We start from the raw sequence: 21,362 nt of genomic DNA on the forward strand, positions 1-21,362 counted from the left end.
CACCGCTCGCAATGGACGATCCAGCCTGGGCGCCGCCTGTGGTCCTCACCCCTCCAAAACCAATTGGGTGTCTGTGTGCCTGTGATCAATAGCCTGCTCCAGCCAACCGACACGCAGATGCGGAACCGAGCGCATCAGCTTGCGCGTATAGGCATGGCGAGGTGCGCGCAGCGTGCTTTCGGTTCCACCTTGTTCGACGACGTGGCCGCGGTGCATCACCGCAACCTCGTCGCAGAGGGCGGCTACGGTTGAAATGTCATGGCTGATCATCACGAAAGTCAGGCCTAGATCTTCCCGCAAGCTCCAGATCAGATCGATGATGGCATTGCGCACCACCGTATCCAGTGCCGACGTCACTTCATCACACAGCACGACCCGCGGTTGACCGGCAAGGGCGCGCGCCAGATTTATGCGCTGCTTTTGCCCGCCCGACAATTCGCGCGGCAAACGCCTTGCCACATCGGCTGGAAGCTTCACCTTGTGCAGCAGATCAGCGATCCGATCGTCAACAGCACTGCCTGTTTCGCCGGTGATGTATTGAATCGGTCGGCGCAGGATCTTGTCGATCGTATGAGCGGGATTGAGGGCGACATCGGCCATCTGCATCACCATCTGCACCCGACCAAGCTCTGCCCGAGTGCGGCTTTTCAAGTCGGGTGAGAGGCTTGCGCCATCAAGAAGGACCTGCCCCTGGTAAAAGCGCGTCAGCCCACATATGGCGCGCGCGAGCGTCGACTTGCCCGATCCGGACTCACCGATGACGGCGTGGATTGATCGCGCCTTGATGTCCAGATTGATGTCTTTCAGCACTTTGACGCTCGGCTCGCCCTGCCTGTTGGTGGCGCCGTAACCGACGCAAAGATCGCGGATGCGCAACACAGGATCGCCTTCAGTGGGCATCATCTCGGCATGTTTACTGCTGTCAGAAATCAGCACAGTAGCTGGTCGCTTGGGCAGTTTTGCCGTCTTGCTGGCGATTTCAGGATCGCTGGCTGCGATCAGCAGCTTTGTGTAGTGATGCTGAGGCTTGTTGATCACCTGCTCGACCGTGCCATGCTCGACAATCTCGCCAGCCTGTAGCACGACGATTTCATCGGCGATCTGGGCAACCACAGCGAGATCATGCGAAACATAAACCGCGCCGATGCCGTGGCCCTGGATCAGGTCCTTGAACGTCTTGAGCACATCGACCTGGGTTGTGACGTCAAGCGCGGTTGTCGGTTCGTCAAAAACGATGCACTCAGGCCCAGCCGACATCGCCATAGCCGCCATCAGCCGCTGCAACTGGCCGCCGGAGACCTCATGGGGATATCTGTCTCCGATAGTGGCAGCGGCGGGTAGCTGAAGCTCTTCATACAACTTGAAGACATGGGCCTGACGCTCGGCCGCTGTGCCAAGTGCGTGGATGCTTGCCGTTTCGGCGACCTGAAAGCCGATCGTCAATCCAGGATTGAACGCTGCGGCCGCACTTTGCGCGACATAGGCGATGCGTCGCCCCCTGAAGTCGCGCAAGGCATGGCCGCTCAAGGCCAGGATATCGGTGTCGCCGAATGTCACCGTGCCGCCAGTCACGCGCAAACCGCTGCGGACATAGCCCAAGGCGGTCAGCGACACTGTGGTCTTGCCTGACCCCGACTCCCCGATCAGTGCCACGACCTTGCCTGGCGCCACGTCAAACGAGATGTCCTTGACGATCGCAGCGCCCGTATCGTCCCGGCATATGGTCAGGTTTTTGAAGCTCAGGTGGTTTTTCATCAGATCAGCTTGCCCACAATGTGCTGGCCGGAGCGCGTCGCCAGATCGTCAACGATCAGGTTCAGGCCGATGGCAAAACTGGCGATCGCCATGGCAGGAAAAATCGGCGTGAAAACACCCGATGTCAGCCCGGTCATGTTTTCGCGCACCAAAGTGCCCCAATCGGCAAGCGGTGGCTGGACGCCTAGTCCAAGGAAGCTGAGTGCACTGAGAAACAGGATCGCAAAGGTCAGGCGCATGCCGAAATCGACGAGCAACGGCGCAAAAATATTAGGAAGCACTTCATGGGCGATGATCCACCAGCGTCCCTCGCCTCGCGCTTTTGCCACCACGACATAGTCCAGTTGCGCCTGGTCCATGGCCAGTGCTCGCGAGACACGAAAGACGCTGGTCGAGTAGATCAGCCCGGTGGTGATGACCAATACGGGGATATGCGAGCCAAGCGCAGCGATGATCACAAGTCCCAGTATGGTTGTGGGAAAGGACAAAAACGCATCGTTGACCCGGCTCAACGCCATATCGACCCATCCTCCGGCCACGGCCGCAAACACCCCTAAGAACGTGCCGACGCTCGAAGCGATCATCGTCGCGATCAGCGCCATGACCAGCGTCAGTTGAGTGCCGACCAAAAGCCGTGAGAAAAGATCGCGGCCGAGGTAATCCGTCCCAAGTAGAAACTGCAGCGACGGCGCAAGAAAACCCTCATCGGAGACGAACTCGGTTGGGTCGTAAGGTGCAACTAACCGGCCCGCGATAGCGATAAGCAGCCAGAACACCAAGATTGCCACTCCGACGTAACCCGCAGCGCCAAGACGTGCAGCCTTTGCTGGCACTGCTACGATGGCTGGCTCGGAAGAAATCGATGTTTGCATGTTGTGGTTCTCCTGTCGGTGCTTAATGGCCGCCGCGACGCAGCCGCGGATTGGCGAGAATTGCCAGCACATCGGCGACCAGCATCAGCACTGTGTATGAGGCACAAAAGATCAGCGCGCAGGATTGCACGACCGGGAAATCACGGCTGGCCACAGCGTCGACCAGCAGCTTGGCAAGGCCGGGATAAGCAAAGATCGTCTCAACGATCACAACGCCGCTCAGCAGATAGGCCAGGTTAAGTGCCACGACATTGGCGATGGGGCCGATCGCATTGGGCAACGCATGGGTGAAGATGATCCGCCAGCGCGAAACGCCTTTCAGCAGGGCCATTTCAATGAAGGTGCTGCCCAAGATGTTCAGCACGGTAGCCCGCGTCATCCTGGCCATCTGCGCGGTAATCGAGGCCGAAAGCGCCAGTATTGGCAGCACCATGACCGAAAACAGATGACCAAACGACGTGAACTCGGTGGTGTATGAAACAGCCGGAAACCAGCCCAGCTTGATGGCAAAGATCATCACTAGTATCGTCGCCATCAGATATTCCGGCACCGAGACCAGCACCAGCGAGCCTATCGTGACAGCCCGGTCGCCGGCACTGCCTGGAAAGGTTGCCGCGACCAGCCCGATCAAAAGCGCGAAGGGCACTGCTATCGCCGCTGTCAGGCCGCCCAGCAGCAGCGTGTTGGACAATCGGTCCATGATCAGCTGCGTGACATCGGCGCCGCTGGCCAGGGACTGGCCGAGGTCGCCCGAGACGAAGCCAAACAGCCAATCGCCATATTGTTCCCATAACGGACGGGTCAGGCCGAGCTTTTCGCGCAATGCCGCAATGGTTTCAGGCGTGGCGGACTGACCAAGCACGGCTTCGGCCACGTCGCCAGGCAAGATGGCCGAAGCGGCAAACACCAAAATGGAGACGAACCAAAGCGTAAAGATCCCGGCGCCGGCTCGTTTAAGTATGAGCGTGGCAAACAAGGCCTGCCCTTTCATCGTTCAGAAACAACCACCTCAAACGTCTCCGGTTCAACCCGGAGAGCGCGAGACGTGTTCAATTGCGCAAGCAATTATTGGAATGGATCGACAAGAGCTGCGGGCAAGTCCCGCAGCCCCACTTTGATCACTGATCGAGCCAGACGCTCTCGGCAAAGTAAAGCCCACCAAGATAGCCGAGCGGGATTGCATCTATGCCTTTGACCTTGGTGGTCGTCGCATCGACAAAATCGAAGAACAGCGGGATGCCATAGCCGGCGGATTCATTGCTGATCAGCTGGACAGCGCCGTAAAGCTCCTTGCGACGCTTCTGATCGGTCTCGCCCCTCGCCTCGGCGATAAGACCCGCCAACTTCTCGTCTTTGATGTGCGTCTCGTTCCAGGCTGCCCCCGGCATGAAGGCCAGTGAAAGGATCATGTCGTAGACGGGTCGCGGGTTCCACTCCGCCGCATAAAAGGCGCGCTTCGCCCAGATGTTGGACCAGAAGCCGTCAGCCGGCTCGCGCCGCAGGTTCAAGGTCAGCCCAGCCTTCGCCGCGGCTTGCTGCATCGTCAGACCAATATCGATGCCGCCAACCGAAGCCTCGGATACATGCATGTCGATGGTCTGGCCAACCATGCCTGCCTTGTTGAGGTGGAACTTTGCCTTGTCGAGATCCATCGTGCGCTGCGGGATGTCGGCATTGTAGTAAGCGCTGTCGGGATGGAAGATATGGTCGTTTGCGATAACGCCGTACCCGTGGAACGACGTCTTCAAAAGCCGTTCGCGGTCAATCAGGTACTTCATCGCCAAGCGCAGGTCATTGTTGTCAAACGGCGATTGGTCCATTTGCATCGACACGCACGGAAAGCCAGCAGAGGGCGTGCGGAACACTTCTGCGGTGCCGCTGCCTTCGATGACGGCAAGCGTGTTCTTTTCAACCTTCAAGATAATGTCCGCCTGGCCCGAAACCAGCGCGTTGGTGCGCGCGATGCCGTCATTGATCCCAAACACTTCGATGGAATCGACATAGGCGCCGGGTCGGTGGTAGCTCGCGTTTCTTTCGCCGAGGGTTTTGACGCCCGGGCGGAATTCCTTGAGTTTGTAAGGGCCGGTGCCATTGCCGCCGTCGGAGAATTCGGTAGCTCCGTCGGCGACGATGACGAAATGGGCCGTTGCCAGGACCAGCGGCAAATCAGCATTGCCATCGGTCAAAACGAACTCAACCTCATGGTCAGTCGTGGCGGTGACGGAGGCGAAAGTGTCGGCAATCGCCTTGGCAGCCGATCCGGTCTCTGGGACCTTGTGTCGGTTCATCGAATAGACGACGTCATGGGCCGTAAAAGCCTTGCCGTTGTGGAATTTCACGTCCTTGCGGATCTTGAAGACCCAGCGCTTGGCGCCGTCGAAAGCTTCCCAGCTCTCGGCAAGATCGGGCTGCGCCTGGACCTTCACATCGGGGCGGGTCAACGCATTGTAAAAGGTGAAGCACCTGAAGTAGTCATTGGCGAAAACGGCCTTGGCCGGGTCCATGGTGTCGTTGGCGCTGCTTGCGTAGCTCGCAACTCGCAAGTGGCCGCCCGTCTTGGGCTGGGAGGCATAGGCCTTGCCGATGAGGCCAAAAGTCGAGCCGGCTATAAGGGACGTTGCGGCAAACAGGCCCTTGCCAAACTGGCGTCGCGACAAGGCAACGTTCACAAGATCGTCGTTGTTCACAGTGTTTTCCTCCCGTGTTTGTATCCTGCACAGATTGCCGTTCGCTCCTCCACGTCCGGCAGTGCGTAGCTGGCATTTGTTGTGCCCATCCAGCTAATGAATTACTTTCAATCCTGTTGAATGTGGAACCTGCCCGCTTCGACTGCAGGTTTCGTTTTTCATAACATTCTCAATTGCTTATGTAGGCATCATACTGCGGGCATGCCGTTTGCGCCTTGCGATTTGAAGCGCGCGCAGGCAACGAGCCGCACCGCGGCTATCCAACAACGGTGACAGGCCTAGCAATCGGCACCGCGTGACAGTGCCGCAAACTTCGGGCGAAGATAGGCCTCGACGCCTTCCTTGCCATTTTCACTACCAAATCCGCTGTCCTTGGTGCCGCCGAAAGGCGTTTCGGGATACATCGTTGCGAAGTCGTTGATCAGCACCATTCCGGCTTCTAACCCGCTCACGAGGCGTTCAGCCACGTCGCTGGTGTTGGTGAACCCGTAAGCGGCCAGCCCAAAGGGCAAGCTGTTTGCGATGTCGAGCGCTTGGTCCAAGCTGTCATAAGCGCAGATCGCGGCAACCGGGCCGAACGGCTCTTCGCGCATGATCCGAGCCATTGGCGGCACATCAGACAGGACTGTCGGCGGGAAAAAGAAACCAGGTGCCGTGCCCTCTTGCCCACCGGCCCGCAAATTAGCACCGGCCTGCACCGCATTGCGGACCAGCTCTGCAACCGCCGCCACCCGTCTCGCATTGATCAACGGGCCGATTGCTCGAGCTTTAGCCGCCACGACAAAGGCACTGGTGAACCTTTCCAGCACCGATCGATGTACGATGAAGCGACTTGCAGAGACACAGACCTGACCCGCATTTCGGAACTTGTGTTCTGCGCAGAGCATTGCTGCCCGCTCCAGGTCGGCATCGGGGCAGATGATGACAGGCGCATGGCCTCCAAGTTCCAGGGTTGCCTTTTTCAACGCCTGCCCTGCCTGCGCCCCGATTATGCGTCCAACGGCAACCGAACCCGTGAACGAGACCTTGCGGATGACAGGCGAGGAAATCAGATAGCTTGAAATCTCTGCAGGGTTGCCAAATACCATGTTGAGCGCGCCGGCGGGCAGCCCCGCCTCGTGCAGCGCGCGGGCCAGGGCTGCCGCGCCAGCCGGTGTTTCTTCCGATGGCTTGACGATGACCGAACAGCCCGCGGCAAGAGCTGGAGCGATCTTGGCAACGGGCTGATAGATCGGAAAATTCCACGGCGTCAAAGCAAGCACCGGGCCGATCGGCTCGGGCAGAACCATCAGCCGCTCGCCGGGCCGGCGCGCGGGGATCACCCGACCGTAGATGCGCTCCGCCTCGCCGGCGTTCCAGCGCAGGACTTCGGCGGCAAAACGCACTTCAGCCTCGGCTTCATCGAGCGGCTTGCCCTGTTCAAGATGGATATGCCCGCCAATAGTGACAGCACGCGCATCCAGAATATCGGCGGCGCGGCGCAAAACCATGGCTCGATCATGCCCTGGAGTACCGGCCCAAAGCCGAAAGCCGCTCAGCGCCGCCGCCAACGCGTCGTCTAGATCCGCTTGTTCGGCAACAGCACAGTGTCCGACGGCAAGTCCAGTTGCCGGGCCAATAATTTCTATCCCTATGCCACTGCGCGGACGCCAAGCCCCGCCAATGAAGAGCTGTATGTCGGGGTATGGAATTTCCACTTTTGTCGACGTCATTACCGGTCACCTTCCGCAAGATTTGCAGTCGGGTGGACTGATCGGCCTCAACTCCAAGAGGTTCAATTGAATAGAATTGGGCCCCAGTGCAGAAAATTGGCGAACCCCAAGGGGCCGGCGAACTGAATTCGTTGGTTTGTCGGCAACCGAACGTGCCGATCCAAAACAAAGATTCTTTCATCGGGCCTGAATGCAATTCGATTGTCCGGCCCAAGTTGATGCGGCTACCGATGCTCCCAGACTGCGCCTAATCGGGAGACGGACCGTGACGAGAACTGGTGGAAAAATCTTGGTGGATGCCCTCATCAAGAACGGCTGCTCGACGATTTTTGGCGTACCTGGTGAAAGTTATCTGGCTGCCCTTGATGCAATGACCGACCAGACCGACAAACTGGCTTATGTCAGTTGCCGACATGAGGGCGGCGCGGCGTTCATGGCGATAGCCCATGCTGATTTGACCGGCGAGACAGGCGTCTGCTTCGTGACACGCGGTCCAGGCGCCACCAACGCATCCATCGGCGTCCACACGGCGTTTCAGGGCTCTACTCCAATGATCTTGCTTGTTGGCCAGATCGCCCGTGCGCATCGCGACAAAGAAGCTTTCCAGGAAATGGACTATCGCCGTGTCTTTGGCCAGATGGCGAAGTGGATTTGTGAGATCGATAGCGCCGACCGCATCCCCGAACTGGTCAACCGCGCCTATCGTGTAGCCCGCTCCGGCCGTCCGGGCCCAGTGGTACTGGTGCTGCCCGAAGATATGCTTCGCGAAACCAGCGATGTGCCTGATCTGCCAGCGGCCAAATATACCCCGGTCGCGCCTTCGGCTACCGACATGGCCAGCATCCGCGACTTTTTAGCCGACGCCAAACGCCCGCTGATCCTGCTCGGCGGCAATGGCTGGAGCGAAGCCGGCCATCGCGCCATGATCACTGCAGCCGAGAAGCACGATCTGCCGGTTTGTGTTGGATTTCGCCGACACGGGCTGTTTCCAAACGACCATGACAACTATGTCGGCAACCTTGGTTTCGGCGGTACGCCGGTGCCCAATGACTATGCGCTCACGGCTGATGTCATCGTAGCCATCGGCAGCAGGCTGGGCGATGGGGACACGTTGAAATTTCAGCTGATCAAATCGCCCCAACCCGAAAACACACTGATCCACGTTCACCCCGGCGCCGAGGAACTCGGCCGTCTCTACAATGCACAAATGCTGGTTCAGGCCGACCCGAATGCATTCGCCGAGGCACTTCTGGAGATGGCGCCGCTACGGCCTGTGGCCTGGGGCGCTGCCCGGAAGGAATTGCGGGCGCAATATCTGCAGATGATGGATCTGCCGCCGCAAAGGGGTCCGGTCGACATGGGCGAAGTCATGCGCTTTCTCAACCGGCGCCTGCCAGCAGAAACCGTGATGACCACGGGCGCGGGCAATGCCGGCGACTGGCCGAACATCTACTACTCCTATCGCTCGTACCGTTGCGGTCTGGCGCCGGTATCTGGTGCGATGGGTTTTGGCGTGCCGGCCGCGGTCGCAGCCAAGATCGTCGATCCCACCCGGCCGGTGGTCAACATCGGCGGCGACGGCGATTTCCTGATGAACGGACAGGAACTGGCGACGGCCGCGCAACATGGCGTCAACCCGATCTGCATCGTCGTCGACAATGCAATGTACGGCACCATCCGCATGCACCAGCAACGCCGTCATCCCGGCCGCCATACCGGCACCGAACTGGAAAGCCCGAACTTCGCCAAACTAGCCGAGGGTTACTACGGACATGGCGAGACGGTGACCCGCACCGAAGATTTTGCACCTGCCTTCGAACGGGCCTGGGCAAGCGGCAAACTGGCAGTGATCCATGTTGTTGTCGGACCGGACAATTTTGGGCCGAACATGGACTTGTCAGACATCCAGCCGGCGTGAGGAGCATCCGATGCCACGACTGAACCCCGACCTCGACCGACTACGCCCTTCGGCGATTTCGGATGTTTTCGACATGGCCAACCGCCTGCGAGAAGATGGAAGAGAGCTTTTTGATTTCTCGGTCGGCGAACCCGATTTCGACACACCCCAAAACATCCGCGAAGCCGCCAAGGTCGCCATCGAAAGCGGGCAAACCCGCTACACAGCCGTTGACGGCACAGCGCTGCTGAAACAAGCCATCGCTGCAAAATTCCGACGCGACAACGGGCTTGATTTCTCCAACGATCAGATCGTTGTGGCCTCAGGTGCCAAGCCGCTGCTGGCGGTTGCCATTCAAGCTGTTGCCGGCCAAGGCGACGAGGTGGTGATCTCAACCCCGTGCTGGACATCGCATATCGGGATGATCGAGCTTGCCGGCGCTACTGCGCGATTGATGGAGACGGGCATTGAAACCGGATTCAAGATGACGCCGGAGCAACTGGCTCGAACATTGAACCCAAACACGCGCCTTTTGCTGCTGTGCTCACCCTCCAACCCGACAGGCGCGGTCTACACGGCTGACGAGCTTGCGGCCTTGGGCGACGTGCTTGCCGACTATCCCGATGTTTGGGTTCTGAGCGACGACCTCTATGAGCACATCGTGTTTGAAAAAGACCATTTCGCTACGATCGCTGCTGTCTCGCCCGCTGTCGGCAAGCGCACACTGACTGTGAACGGCGTGTCCAAATGTTATGCGATGACCGGCTGGCGAATTGGCTATGCAGGCGGCCCCAGCGAATGGGTCAAGGCAATTCGCAAGGTCTTCACCCAATCGAACGGTGGTCCATGCTCGGTCAGCCAGGCTGCAGCGATCGAAGCGCTGAACGGGCCACAAGCCTATCTGAGCGAATGGCTTGCGATCTATCGGCAGCGGCGCGACCTGGCACTCAGCCTGTTGCGCGATGCACCGGGCCTTGAATGCGCGGTGCCGGAAGGAGCATTCTACATCATGCCAAAATGCGCTGGGCTGCTTGGCCGCAAAACCCCGTCAGGCGGCGCGATCGAAAGCTCGGCCGATTTCTGCAGATACTTGCTGGAGGCCTTTGGTGTCGTGACTGTTCCAGGGGCCGGTTTTTTATGCGACCCCTACTTCCGAATTTCATTCGCCACGTCGGAAGACGTCATCAAGGAAGGCTGCGCGCGCATTGTCGCCGCTACACGCTCGTTGGCTTGAGTGGTAGCCGCGAGGTATGAGGCATAGGGTAATCCGAGATCGACCGAACAAGAAAGAGAGCAGAAACAGACGATGCGTTCAGGATTATGAACGAACTACCATGACAGCATCGCCGCTGATCAAGCAGCTGAACGTAGGCCGGGTAGGACGATGTCTCTAATCACTCAGGACGGTTACCCTGGCCGGCGGGGTCGCCAATACGGAAGTACCGATGGCCCGTATCAGTCGGTGATGCGACTAATAACCAGAGCGTCCACGGCCACCGCACGGGTTGGCAAGACAATTACCGGATTCAGGTCCAGCTCCACGATGCGCGGGCCTGCTGCAAGCCCCAGTTGCGCGGTCCGAAAGACCAAATCGACAAGCGCTTCCTTGTTCGATGGAGCAGCACCTCGGGCACCTTCAAGCAGCGGGGAAAGCCTGAGACTTGCGATCATTTCGCGAATGTCGTCCCTGTCTACAGGCAAAGGGCGCGTGGCGGCATCCTTCAGTATCTCGGCATAGATGCCGCCTGCTCCGACGGTGATCGTGGGGCCAAGGTCGGGATCCTGTGTCAGGCCAACGATCATTTCGACACCCGAGCCGATCTGCTCCTGCATCAAAACCCCTTCGATCCTGGCATCGGGAGCATGAGCCTTGGCCTTTGCAATCAGCACATCAAACACACTGGCAGCCATTGTATCGTCGGTTATTCCGAGCTCCACCAATCCGGCGTCCGATTTGTGCGCGATATCGGGCGAGGCAAGCTTCATGACGACCCGCCCGCCCAAATCCGCGAGCCTGTCGGCAGCTTCCGTGGGCGAGGTCACGAGGCATTCTTGCGCACGGTCTATCCCAGCACCTTCAAGCAGGGCGGCGGCCTGCCCGCTGTCAAGCAAGCCATTCTGTCGTAACGCTATCTGCTGGGCGACGGACAACGGCGTTGCTTGCCACGAGCGGCGCCGGAATGCCCCCTTCGCAGCCTCGTAGTCGGCCCGCGCGCGCATGGCGCGGAAGCATTTGCGGAACGAGCGGAAGATCGGCACGCCGGATTTGACCAGGTCACGATAGCCGGGACTGTCCGTCAGCACCGATCCCCATACCGCAACGATGGGCTTGGGTGAGCGGGGTGCAAAAGCCAGCACGTCGGCGGCGAAACTGTCGGAGAGCAGTCCAAGTGCTGCTGTCAGCCCAACCACGATTACGTCGACGTTGGGGTCAGCGGCGATGGTTTCGAGCACTTCGATACGCTGTTGCTGCGGGGCAGCGATGACAAAGCCGCCGCCATTGTCTATCGGATTGGAGACAGTGACGTAGTTGGGCAGGTAGGTGTAAAGCTTCTCAATCGTCGGCAGCGACATTTCGGGAAAGCTCACGCCATAGCTATCGGCCAGCTCGGCCATCAGCGTCGTTGAGCCCCCCGAAACCGAATAGAGCGCACAGTTGGGGCCCGGGCCCGCCCGCAGCTTGGCCAGCAGATTGGCTGTTTCGAGCAACTCGTCGAGATCGCGGACCCGGATCACGCCATATTGCTTGAACAAGCCGTTGATGACCGCATCCGCCCCAGCGAGGTGGCCGGTGTGCGAAGCGGCCATGCGCGCACCTCGCTCGGTCGACCCCATTTTCAGCATGACCACCGGCTTGTTCATTGCGTTCGCCGCCTCAAGCGCCAGCCTGAGCTTGGCGATCGACTTGAAGCCCTCGACATAGGCAGCGATGACTGACGTCTGCGGATCGTGGGCAAAGTAGTTGATGAAGTCGGCAACCTCGAGATCGACCTCGTTGCCTACCGTCACCCAGCGCCGAAAGGCTGCCCCCATGGCGACGCCCTCGACAACGGGCCGGCCGTTGAAGCCGCTTTGGGTGACCAACCCGATCAGGCCGCCGCGATGATGCTCGGGTACGGGAAATTGCTCGAAGGTATTGTCGTTGGTGTTCGGCCCGATGACGCGCACGCCATGTTCGCGCGCCGCCTCGGCGACCTTGGCCTCAAGAGCAGCACCTTCAGCACCCACTTCCGAAAAACCGGAGCTGAAGACAATGACGTCGCGCACGCCGCGGCGACCGCAATCGGCGATCACCTGCGGAACGATCGCCGGCGCCACCTTGACCACGGCGAGGTCGATGTAGTCAGGCACCTCTGCCATCGAAGTGAAGACGGGTACGCCGCCGGCCTCGCCACCGCGCGGATTGACGTAGCAGAATCGAACATCCTCGCCGAAGCGCCGAAACCAGCTGTGCGCCTGCGGCGACGCATCGACACGGCCGACATAGGCGATCCCGGTCTTCTTGCGGAACATGCGCTGGAGATCGGCCAGACTGAGATCGAGTTCGTCGCGGGCGTGCCGGATTGCCTGTGGCATGGTCTGCATGATGTCGGGGTCTTTCGGTAGGGTTTTCGGATTGACGGGCAATTGGCCTAGGCCAAATGGCCGAATTCAAGTTCCTGGTGAGGTGCCAAGCTGCGCACGAAACGCTCTGCGTCGGCATACCGGCGCAAGGAGAGGAGAGCGCCATGGGATCCGCGGCCAGCACGGCGAGACGGGCGGAGTTGGGATTCGAAGAACCCAACGAACTGCTGCGGGGCGTCACCAACGACCGTTCTGGCGGTGTGGTGAAATCCAGTCTGCGCGTGCTTTCTGTACTCGAATACTTCCAGGCCAATCCGCGGCCGGCGCGAACGACCGAGATCAGCCGTGCGCTCGCCATCCCCAACTCCAGCGCCGACGACATTTTGAAGACCTTGGTGCGCACTGGCTACCTCGCCTTCGACCCGCGCCAGAAGGTCTACCTGCCATCCTACCGGATCGTCACGCTCGCCCGGCGCCTCGAAGGTTCCTTCTTCGGTGGTACGGCGGTTTCCGACTTGATGGACGAGGTTCATCGCCGCACCGGTCTGACAGTGTGGCTGTGTATGCAAAACGACCGCTGGGTCCAGTGTTCGGCGATCATTCCCGGCTCCGATTTTCACGCAGGCGTCCATGTCGAAGGCTTTACCGATTACGACTGGTCGACAGCGGCGGGCATGGCGCTTTTGTCGGGCAAGCCGCAGGAGATGGTGGTGGAGATTGCCAAGCGCATGTTCCGCACCGAACCGCCGGCCAGGCGCACAGCCAGCGTGACAGCACTGCTCGACAAGGTCAGATCGGTTCGCAAACAAGGTTATGCCACCTCCCGCGGCTTCTCGGCGGAAGGCGTGACCGCGGTCGCGGCATCCTTCCAGTCGAAGTTCATGCGTATCCCGGTCGCCGTGGGGCTTATCAGCAACGCCCCCGAGGAGAGCCCCGGCACGGCTGCGCTAGGGTCCACCCTCAGGCAGATAGCGACCCGGCACCAACGCCTCGCGGAATTGCACCGGGCCAATGACGACCTGCCTATTTCGCCGGAATGGGAATTCCCGCGGCAGCAATGAAGCCCTGGTCGACAACGCGATCCTCCGGCATCAGCTCGCTGTAAGACAGCACCTCGGGAATGAGCGCGTAAGTCTTTTGCAGGCGCATGGCGAGATCGGCCGGCATGTAGAGATTAGGATCGAAGGTCAGCGAGACACCCTTCTTCAGCGTCTCCTCGGGCAGCTGCAGTTCCTCGAGCATGATCTTCATGATCTCAGGGTTGTTATGGTAGTCGCCCTGGAGATAGGTGCGCGTCGTGCGTACCAGCGCCCGCATCACCGCCTCACCGACGTCGCGGCGTTCCTTGAGCAGGCGCGGGCCAAAGCTCCACGAGCCTGCCGACATCTCCGGTCCCTGGACGAAGGCCAGCGACACCTTGGATTCATCAGCCTTCTGCCAGATGGAATCGATCAGATAACCGAAATTGACGGCACCGTTCTCAAGCGCCACCAGGATGTCCGGCGAAGCCATGGTCTGGAACTTCACGTCCTTGAGCGACAGGCCGACTTTCTCCAGTTCCGTCTGCAGGAAGTAGGAGGCCGTCGAGCCAAGGCCGATGGCGCTGGCGACGGTCTGGTCCTTGAACAGATCGACGGTGAACTTGCGGCCGTTGAGAAAGGCGTTGTTGGCCCAGATCCCCTGCTTCGACGCCGGCGACTGGACGAAGAGCGGCGCCACCACACGAATGTCGGCCCCACTGGCGATGGCGTTGAAGACGGCCGCGCTCGGCTGGCCGCCAAGCACGTCAGCGCGACCTGTGGACAGGAGCACGATGCCGTCGCTCGACTTGGCGAAGGTGTATTCGATGTCGATGTTTTCCTTGTCGAACTCACCCATTCGCTCGGCAAGGAGCATCGGTATGTATGCCTCGACCTTGGCGGTCATGGCGACGATCACCTTCTCGCGCTGCGGCAGTGGCTTGGGCGCGTCAGAGCCCTCGGCATGGACGCCGAAGCTGACCCCGATCATGGCGGCGGCAAGCGCCAGCTTCTTCCATAGAGATTTCATTGCTTCCTCCCTGTTGATCCTCTTGGCCGCCGGCCTCCACCGGTCGGCAAACTCATCATCAGCCGGCGTCGTAGACCAGCTTCCAGCTCGACCCGGCGAGTTGCCTTATGCGCGGTCCACCGAAGTGGAATGCCGGGTCGCTAGGTGGCTCGGCGAACGAGATGACCGCTGTATCCGGAGCTGGCGGCAACGCCGCCCAGATCCGCCTGCCGGCTGTGTCGATGTCGACGCGATTGGCAATGTTGCGCTTAAGGCTCGCCACGCGCGGATAAAGCTCGGGATCGACTTCGGATGCGGCGCGCAGGGCCGGCGTGTCGACGCCGCCCGGCCGCACGGCCACCACCCACGGTCCGGTTCCGCCGCGGCTTTCACGCTCGCGCGCGACAACTTCGACCCAGTGTTCGATCGCAACCTTGGAGGCACAGTAGGTGGCAAGACCTTCGAGCGCAGCCACCGCTGCACCAGACGAGAGCATTACCAGTCCTGCCTCGTAGCCCGGACGGCAAGCGTCGAGAAACGCTTCGGCAAGCACGAAGGGTGCGGCGAGATTTGCAAGCACGCCCTTTTCATACGTCTGCGAGGAGACCTTGCCGACCACGCCGATCGCTTCGGAATAATATGCGTTGTGGATGAAGATGGCGCGTTTGCCGCGAAACGCAGCCAATTCCCGAATGAAATGGCCGCGGATACGATCCCACGTCGAGGGGTCGGCCAGGTCGAACGTGACGCTCTCGTAATCGGGGTGCTTGCGGCGCGACAGATTGATGACTCGGGCTTTGGCGAAAGGAACGTTGCGGGCAAGCCCGAGGCCGACGCCCTGCGTCGCACCGCTGATCCAGACGATAGTGTCGTGCATCGTTAGCCCTCCATCTCAGTTGCGCAGCACGACCGCGGAGGTCGGGCCCAGATCGCTTGAGCTCACAAAGCAGCAGTCGGCGTTGTCGACCTGCCCGGTCGAGCTGCCGCGCATCTGCTTCACGCCTTCGCTGATCATGTTGAACCCATGCAGATAGACCTCCGAGAGGCTGCCGCCGCCAGTGTTGACCGGCAGGCGCCCACCAAGCGCGATGCCGCCGTCCTCGGTGAAGGCCGCGCCTTCGCCTCGCCCGCAAAAGCCATAGCCTTCAAGCGTGAAGAACACCTCTGGCGTGAAGGCGTCGTAGAACTGCGCCACCTTGATGTCGGAGGCGCGGAAGTCGCTCTGGCGCCACAGCGACTTCGCGCAGGTCGCAGCCTGCGAGCGCATCGGATCGGCCGTGAAGTAGTTGGCAAGGATGGCACTGCCGCCGTCAAAGCCCTGAGCTGCGGCATGGATGTAGACAGGCCTGGTGCGGCAATCCCTGGCGCGCTCCGACGAGGTTACGACGAATGCGATCGCGCCGTCGGTCTCAAGGCAACAATCAAACAGGCACAACGGCTCGCTGACCCAGCGCGCGGCGAAATAGTCCTCGCGGCTCATCGGCTTGGCATACATGAAGGCATTGGAATTGCGATTGGCATGGCTTCGGAATGCCAATGCGACATTGGCGAGATGATCGCGGGTGGCCCCGAACTCGTGCATGTATCGGGTGTACATCACGCCGACCTCGTCGACCGGCCGGATGATGCCCCAGGGTCTTAACCAGGTGTCGCGGCTGCCCTGGATGCGCTGTTCCAGTTGGGCCCAGACCCGGCTTGCCCGGCCGCTGCGCTTGCGCGAGCGCCAACCAACCACGACGTTGGCCTGGCCGGTGGCGATTGCCATAGCGGCGTGACCGACAGTGCCGCAACCGCCATGACCGCCGGCGGGCATCTGCGCATAATAGGTCACCTCCTTCATGCCGAGGTCGCGCGCAATGTCATGCTGGAAGACATTTTCCATGTTGAGCGAACACAGCCCATCGACCTCCGACGGCGAGATGCCCGCGTCATCGAGTGCCGCCTTGATCGCCATACAGGCAAGCTGCTCCTCGCTCTGCGCCATCGCCTTGCCAAAAGCAGTCTCGCCAATGCCAACGATTGCCGTGCGGTCCTTGAGGAAGATCGTATCGGTCATGGCTTGAGACTCTCGGATGCGCGCGGCATCCAGCGCGGCAGAGTGATGTCGTCGGAGACGGCGGTGAAGGTGATATCGACCGGCAGGCCGATGCGGATGGCCGAAGCTGGAACGCTGTTGATGGAAGCGTCGGGTGCGGCGACCAGGCTGCCGACCATGCGGATATGTGGGCGTTCTTCGAGTTCGACGACGATCATCGGATATGGCACCAGATTTTGGAAACCTGGCAGCGTCGGGCCGTGGGCAATACCGAACGACCACACTTGCCCCCTGCCCGCCGCTTCGACCCATTCTGTTTCGTCATGGGCGCACTGAGCGCAGAACGGATGGGGCGGAAACTGACAATGGGAGCAGGCCTTGCAGCGTTGCACGACCAGGCGCTTGTCACGGGTCGCGTCCCAAAAACCCTTTGTGTCGGGATCGTCGCCGTAGGGCAAAGGGATGGCTGTCATGGTCTTGCCTCTGTCGGTTTGCCGAGGGCCGGCAATTCAATCGCCTCGAGTACCGGTTCACCTGCGAGCGCGACCTGGACGTCGACCTGTCGGGCACAGCCGGGACAATAGAAATGGCGGATGCGGAAACGCTCACTTCCGGGATAGCGATCGGTGATGGCCGATCGCTCGCCTGCCGCCGCTTCGTAAACGTCAAGGCAAGCATAGATGCCGGCACCCACGTTGCAGATGCCATGGCCGCAGCTGGCGCATACTACCTGTTCGCCGCCGGGCGCTTCGACAGCCCGGAAATGGCTGGAAAGTCGACGTCCGCTGACCGGACCTTTACCCTTGCGCGGCTTGCGACCGCCGAGCCGGGCCCTGAGGCGCGCTTGTCGCTCCGCCTCCGACGCGGCATAGTCGATCACTGCCCGGTCGTCGTCGAGGCGCAGGACCACCCCAAAGTCGCGCAACGCACCGCCGACGCTGACAAGGCCATCGAGCACATCAACAGCAACAGCAGTTGGATCGCGCTCGAGCGGATCGCCGAAGCCACCCCCGCCTTGCGAGGACGTGACCAGTATCTGATCGGGGTGGAGCCTGGTCGCAGCATCCGGCAGCCGAACATCAGTGACATCCGCAAGATCCGACCAGCCTTTCGAGTCTGCTATAGGCACGTCGCTGCTCATGATGGCAAAGCCGCTCGGCAATCCGGGCTCGCCACCGGCCGCCCCCATGGTCGCTGGATGCTGCAATCCTTGCGCCATGGACAACAGAGCGATCGAACGCTGCGTCTGATGCGGACGATAGGCATGCATCGCGCCGACACCGCCACGGCGCCTGCCCGGCCCGCCTGAATCGGCAAGTTCGCGGCGCGTCAGATAGAGCACCGGATAATATGCTTCGTTGGTTTCGAGGTTCGAGGGCGTAGCACCCGGTGACGTCGCAGTGCCTGATGTGTCGCTTCCATCGGCATTGCAGGTGGCGCCGCCGCCGCCGCTCAGCTCATCCAGAAACAGCGTGGTGAAGGGACTGCCATCGAGCCTGTGTCCGGAAATCGACATGCCACCGGCACCAGACGACTGCGACGACGCCATGGCCATGTGCGCATGCGCTGCCGAACCGTCGAGCAAGCGGGCCAGGCAACCGCTGACGCAATTGCGGATCGCCTGGGCCGAGGTACCCGTGCTCATCGCCACGCCAGCCGGCCATTCGGCATCGACCACAGACCGCTTGCGGGTGCGGAGGTCGATCGTCCGCCAGATGGCGCCCGGCATCCACGGCAGTCCCTGGCAGATATGGACGAGCACTGCCGCCATGGTGAAGTTGGCCAGTGTCGGATAGGTGGCGTTGACCGCTCCTGGCGCTTCATCGTCACTCGCGGTGAAGTCGAAGGTGAGCCTGTCGCCCGTCTTGGCCATGACGAGCCGGACCGCATAGACCTGGTTCGGCAGATAGTCGGCGCCGCTGCGCTGCTCATGCTGGATAAAAGAGTTTTCGCGCCAGACGCCGTCAGGCAGTTCGGCGAGGCGGCGGCGGAATGCCGCCTCAGTTGAAGCAAGCAGCCTGTCCATCGCCTCGACGAGGCCGCTGGTGCCATAGGCGGCGCAGAGCTCAAGCACCTGGCGCTCGGATGCACGGTTCGCCGCGATCTGGCCCAGCAAGTCGAGCGCGTTGAGCTCGGGCGTTCGGGTGCGGGCAAGATAGTCACGCTCGATATCGCGGCGGATGCGGCCCGCCTCGACGATCTTGATCGGCGGGATCGGTATGGCTTCGTCGAAAATCGAGCGGGCGGCATAGTTGAAGCCGCCGCTGACCGGCCCACCGACATCCGGCTCGTGCACTGTCGATCCTGCCCAGGCGACCAGCCGCTCGCCATCAAAGAACGGCGCCACCAGCGTGACGTCGGGCTGATGCAGGGTCCCGAGATAGGGGTCATTGGTGAGAAACTGGTCGCCGGGACCAATGCCCGGGTTTTCGCCGTAGCGATCAAGGATGTCGCGGACGATCAGGTTGAGCGAGGTTGATTGAACGAGAATAAATTTGCTGCATGAGACCACTGTGCCGTCGGCGGTCATGATTGCGGTGTTGAAGTCGCTCGCCTCGGACGCGATCTGCGAACCTGAGACACGGACAAGCGTCTCGCCGGCGTCGGCATTGATGGCCTCCAGCCGGTGGCGGATGATTTCGAGTTCGATCGGGCCGACCGTCATGCGAATTCCTCGATCCTGGACGACAGCGAGCGCGTGTGGGCAGAATACACGGCGATGGTGAGATTGCCGTCCTCGTCAATTGTCGCCATCTGGCCGGGATGGATCACTGCCGTTGTCTGCTCGGATTCGATGAAGGCAGGCCCTGATATCTCCGCGCGGGCGCCAAGTTCGTCCCACAAAAAAACAGGCGTTTCCCACTCACGGCCCAGGAACCAGGCCTTCCGGTACCGGGACGGCAGAGGCACGCCGCGCGTCAGCGCTGGAGCGGCATTGGGCATGGCAATCGGCATGCGCGCCTCGACAACGATGGCCGCGAGTTCGATGGCGCTTTTGGCGTGGGCTGAGCCCCGGCCCACGATCTGCTCGTAACGGGATCGGAATGCCGCTTCAGCATTGGCGATGTCGGCGCTTCCGAGCCGCGACACTGGTACTTCGATGTCGATGCGGTGCAATTGGCGGGAGAATTTCAAGCCGATCTTGCGCTTGATCTCGATGGCACCTGACAGGCCTGCCTCCACCAGCCCTTCAAATTCGCCTCGAGCGCGCTGCTCGAGCCGACCGAATGCTTCGATCTCGCCGTCGCGGAAATCCTGAAGCGGTCGGGCGGGAAGCTCGATCTCATAGGATGTCCGCAAATCGCTGGAGGCTGCACCCCAGGCGGAAAACTCCGGCGCAAGGCGCGGTATGACGATTGCCTTGACACCGATCTCGGCGGCGTAGCGCCCGACATGCTGGGGGGCCGCTCCGCCATAGGCGTAAAGCACGAAGTTGCGAGGATCATGACCGCGCTGAACGCTGGCACGACGCACGAGATCGGCCATCTGTGCATTGGCGACGCGCAATATCCCTTCGGCCGCCGCTTCAACTTCCAAGCCGAGCCTGCTGGCTAGCGGCGCAATTGCTGATCGCGCCGCTGCGCGATCGAGCGTGAGTGCACCGCCAAGGCGATCAAGATGGCCCAGAACAACGGCTGCATCGGTCACTGTGGGTTGCGCACCGCCGCGGCCGTAGCAGGCCGGGCCGGGCATCGAGCCCGCGCTTTGCGGGCCGACGCGCAACACGCCAAGCTCGGGATCGACGTAAGCTATGCTGCCGCCACCCGTTCCGATCGAAGAAAGGTCGATTGCCGGAACGGCAAGGCTGTGCCGGTCGATGCGTGGCCGTGAAGCGGCAGGCAAAGCGCCCCCCACGACTAGGCCGACATCGAAGCTGGTCCCGCCAACATCGGTGGCGAGCACATCGGCATGCCCGAGCCGTGCGCCGACCTGGCGAGCCGCCATGATGCCTCCCACCGGTCCTGACTGAAGCAGATGTACCGGTGCATCGCACAGCGAGCTTGCGCGGCGCACGCCGCCGCCCATGGTCACGATCAGGAACAGGCCGCCAAATCCCTCATTGCGCAGTGCCTCATCGAGCGAGGTCAGGTAGTCGCGGACAAGCGGCGCGACATAGGCATTCATGGCGACGGTCGCGGTCCGCTCGTATTCACCGATGCGCGGGGCAAGCTCGCTCGACAGCGTCACATGCAGGCTTGGCGCCTCTTCGGCGACGAGCTCGGCGAGGCGGCGTTCGTGACTGCCATTGACGGGCGACCACATCAGCGCGATGCCGATCGCCTCGGCACCTCGCGCAACGAGCTGGCGGATCGAGAGGCGGGCCTGCTCTTCGTCCAGCGGCACGATGACATTGCCGTCGACATCGATGCGTTCGCGCACACCGATGATGCGGCGGCGGGGAACAAGCAGCTCCGGCTTACGCCATTTGAGCGCATTGATGCTGTCCTCGTCGGGCAGGCCGTGCACCTTGTTGGAGCGTGCCATCGGCAGCGTCGCCTCGAAGCCTGCAGTTACAAGCAGGCCGACCTTGGCACCTGTACCCGTCAGAAGCGCATTGAGGCCAACCGTAGTGCCGTGCGACAGGATGTCGGTGGTGTCGAGGATTTCGCGCAGGCTCTTGCCTAGCGAGCGCGAGGCGACGCCAAGCGAGGTAATCACGCCTTCCATCAGCCGCCCGTGTGTCGTCAGCGCCTTGCCGACGCCGACGCGTCCATCCGCAGTCAGGATGACCGTGTCGGTAAAGGTGCCGCCAGTGTCGATGCCGACGATCTGCATGTGCAATCTCGCAAATCATTCTTCAAGATGCAGTCC

General features: G+C 61.2%; 15 protein-coding genes. 3 read left to right on the top strand and 12 right to left on the bottom strand.

The features are described 5' to 3' along the window. Window positions 1-45 precede the first annotated feature (45 nt). The 5 genes from IHE39_RS18450 to IHE39_RS18470 form a co-directional block, all read right to left on the bottom strand. A complete protein-coding gene (locus IHE39_RS18450) occupies window positions 46-1,755 on the bottom strand; it encodes an ABC transporter ATP-binding protein (RefSeq protein ID WP_192567491.1) in 1,710 nt (569 codons plus the stop codon). Beyond that, the gene (locus IHE39_RS18455; RefSeq protein ID WP_192567492.1) at window positions 1,755-2,627 is read right to left on the bottom strand and encodes an ABC transporter permease; all 873 of its coding nucleotides are present in this window, start codon (window positions 2,625-2,627) and stop codon (window positions 1,755-1,757) included. Before IHE39_RS18455 ends, IHE39_RS18450 begins: the two co-directional genes overlap by 1 nt. A gap of 22 nt (window positions 2,628-2,649) precedes the next feature. Then, on the bottom strand, window positions 2,650-3,603 hold the full coding sequence (locus tag IHE39_RS18460; RefSeq protein ID WP_246485539.1) for an ABC transporter permease: 954 nt from the start codon (window positions 3,601-3,603) through the stop codon (window positions 2,650-2,652). 142 nt (window positions 3,604-3,745) lie between these two features. Then, window positions 3,746-5,314 (bottom strand): ABC transporter substrate-binding protein, encoded by a 1,569-nt coding sequence (locus IHE39_RS18465; protein WP_192567494.1) that lies wholly within the window; start codon window positions 5,312-5,314, stop codon window positions 3,746-3,748. Window positions 5,315-5,592: 278 nt separating this feature from the next. Beyond that, the gene (locus tag IHE39_RS18470) at window positions 5,593-7,026 is read right to left on the bottom strand and encodes an NAD-dependent succinate-semialdehyde dehydrogenase (protein WP_192567495.1); all 1,434 of its coding nucleotides are present in this window, start codon (window positions 7,024-7,026) and stop codon (window positions 5,593-5,595) included. Between the two features lie 190 nt (window positions 7,027-7,216). Here IHE39_RS18470 and IHE39_RS18475 point away from each other — a divergent pair, with 190 nt between their 5' ends. Both IHE39_RS18475 and IHE39_RS18480 read left to right on the top strand, forming a co-directional pair. After that, the gene (locus IHE39_RS18475) at window positions 7,217-8,944 is read left to right on the top strand and encodes a thiamine pyrophosphate-dependent enzyme (protein ID WP_192567496.1); all 1,728 of its coding nucleotides are present in this window, start codon (window positions 7,217-7,219) and stop codon (window positions 8,942-8,944) included. 10 nt (window positions 8,945-8,954) lie between these two features. Then, entirely contained in the window at window positions 8,955-10,157 is a 1,203-nt protein-coding gene (locus IHE39_RS18480; protein ID WP_192567497.1) for a pyridoxal phosphate-dependent aminotransferase, read from the top strand. Window positions 10,158-10,378: 221 nt separating this feature from the next. Here the strand turns inward: IHE39_RS18480 and IHE39_RS18485 are convergent, their stop codons facing one another. Continuing rightward, window positions 10,379-12,508: an acetate--CoA ligase family protein gene (locus tag IHE39_RS18485; protein WP_192567498.1), complete on the bottom strand. Its 2,130-nt coding sequence runs from the start codon at window positions 12,506-12,508 to the stop codon at window positions 10,379-10,381. 56 nt (window positions 12,509-12,564) lie between these two features. Here IHE39_RS18485 and IHE39_RS18490 point away from each other — a divergent pair, with 56 nt between their 5' ends. Continuing rightward, the gene (locus IHE39_RS18490; RefSeq protein WP_192567499.1) at window positions 12,565-13,548 is read left to right on the top strand and encodes an IclR family transcriptional regulator; all 984 of its coding nucleotides are present in this window, start codon (window positions 12,565-12,567) and stop codon (window positions 13,546-13,548) included. On the opposite strand, the gene IHE39_RS18495 is transcribed toward IHE39_RS18490, so the two are convergent. Genes IHE39_RS18495 through IHE39_RS18520 form a run of 6 tightly spaced genes read right to left on the bottom strand, consistent with a single transcriptional unit; the run spans window position 13,511 to window position 21,326 of the window. After that, window positions 13,511-14,536, bottom strand: a complete 1,026-nt coding sequence (locus IHE39_RS18495) for an ABC transporter substrate-binding protein (RefSeq protein WP_184771516.1) — start codon at window positions 14,534-14,536, stop codon at window positions 13,511-13,513. The genes IHE39_RS18490 and IHE39_RS18495 overlap by 38 nt on opposite strands. 58 nt (window positions 14,537-14,594) lie before the next feature. Then, on the bottom strand, window positions 14,595-15,392 hold the full coding sequence (locus IHE39_RS18500) for an SDR family NAD(P)-dependent oxidoreductase (RefSeq protein ID WP_184771515.1): 798 nt from the start codon (window positions 15,390-15,392) through the stop codon (window positions 14,595-14,597). Window positions 15,393-15,407: 15 nt separating this feature from the next. Beyond that, window positions 15,408-16,571, bottom strand: a complete 1,164-nt coding sequence (locus IHE39_RS18505) for a thiolase C-terminal domain-containing protein (protein WP_192567500.1) — start codon at window positions 16,569-16,571, stop codon at window positions 15,408-15,410. Next, on the bottom strand, window positions 16,568-17,023 hold the full coding sequence (locus tag IHE39_RS18510; protein ID WP_192567501.1) for a Zn-ribbon domain-containing OB-fold protein: 456 nt from the start codon (window positions 17,021-17,023) through the stop codon (window positions 16,568-16,570). Before IHE39_RS18510 ends, IHE39_RS18505 begins: the two co-directional genes overlap by 4 nt. After that, window positions 17,020-19,215 (bottom strand): hydantoinase B/oxoprolinase family protein, encoded by a 2,196-nt coding sequence (locus IHE39_RS18515; protein WP_192567502.1) that lies wholly within the window; start codon window positions 19,213-19,215, stop codon window positions 17,020-17,022. Before IHE39_RS18515 ends, IHE39_RS18510 begins: the two co-directional genes overlap by 4 nt. After that, window positions 19,212-21,326 (bottom strand): hydantoinase/oxoprolinase family protein, encoded by a 2,115-nt coding sequence (locus tag IHE39_RS18520; RefSeq protein ID WP_184771507.1) that lies wholly within the window; start codon window positions 21,324-21,326, stop codon window positions 19,212-19,214. The genes IHE39_RS18515 and IHE39_RS18520 overlap by 4 nt, the downstream gene beginning before the upstream one ends. Between the last annotated feature and the right edge of the window lie 36 nt (window positions 21,327-21,362).

Origin of the sequence: Aminobacter carboxidus (genome assembly GCF_014863355.1) — a bacterium.
GTDB classification, from domain to species: domain Bacteria; phylum Pseudomonadota; class Alphaproteobacteria; order Rhizobiales; family Rhizobiaceae; genus Aminobacter; species Aminobacter carboxidus.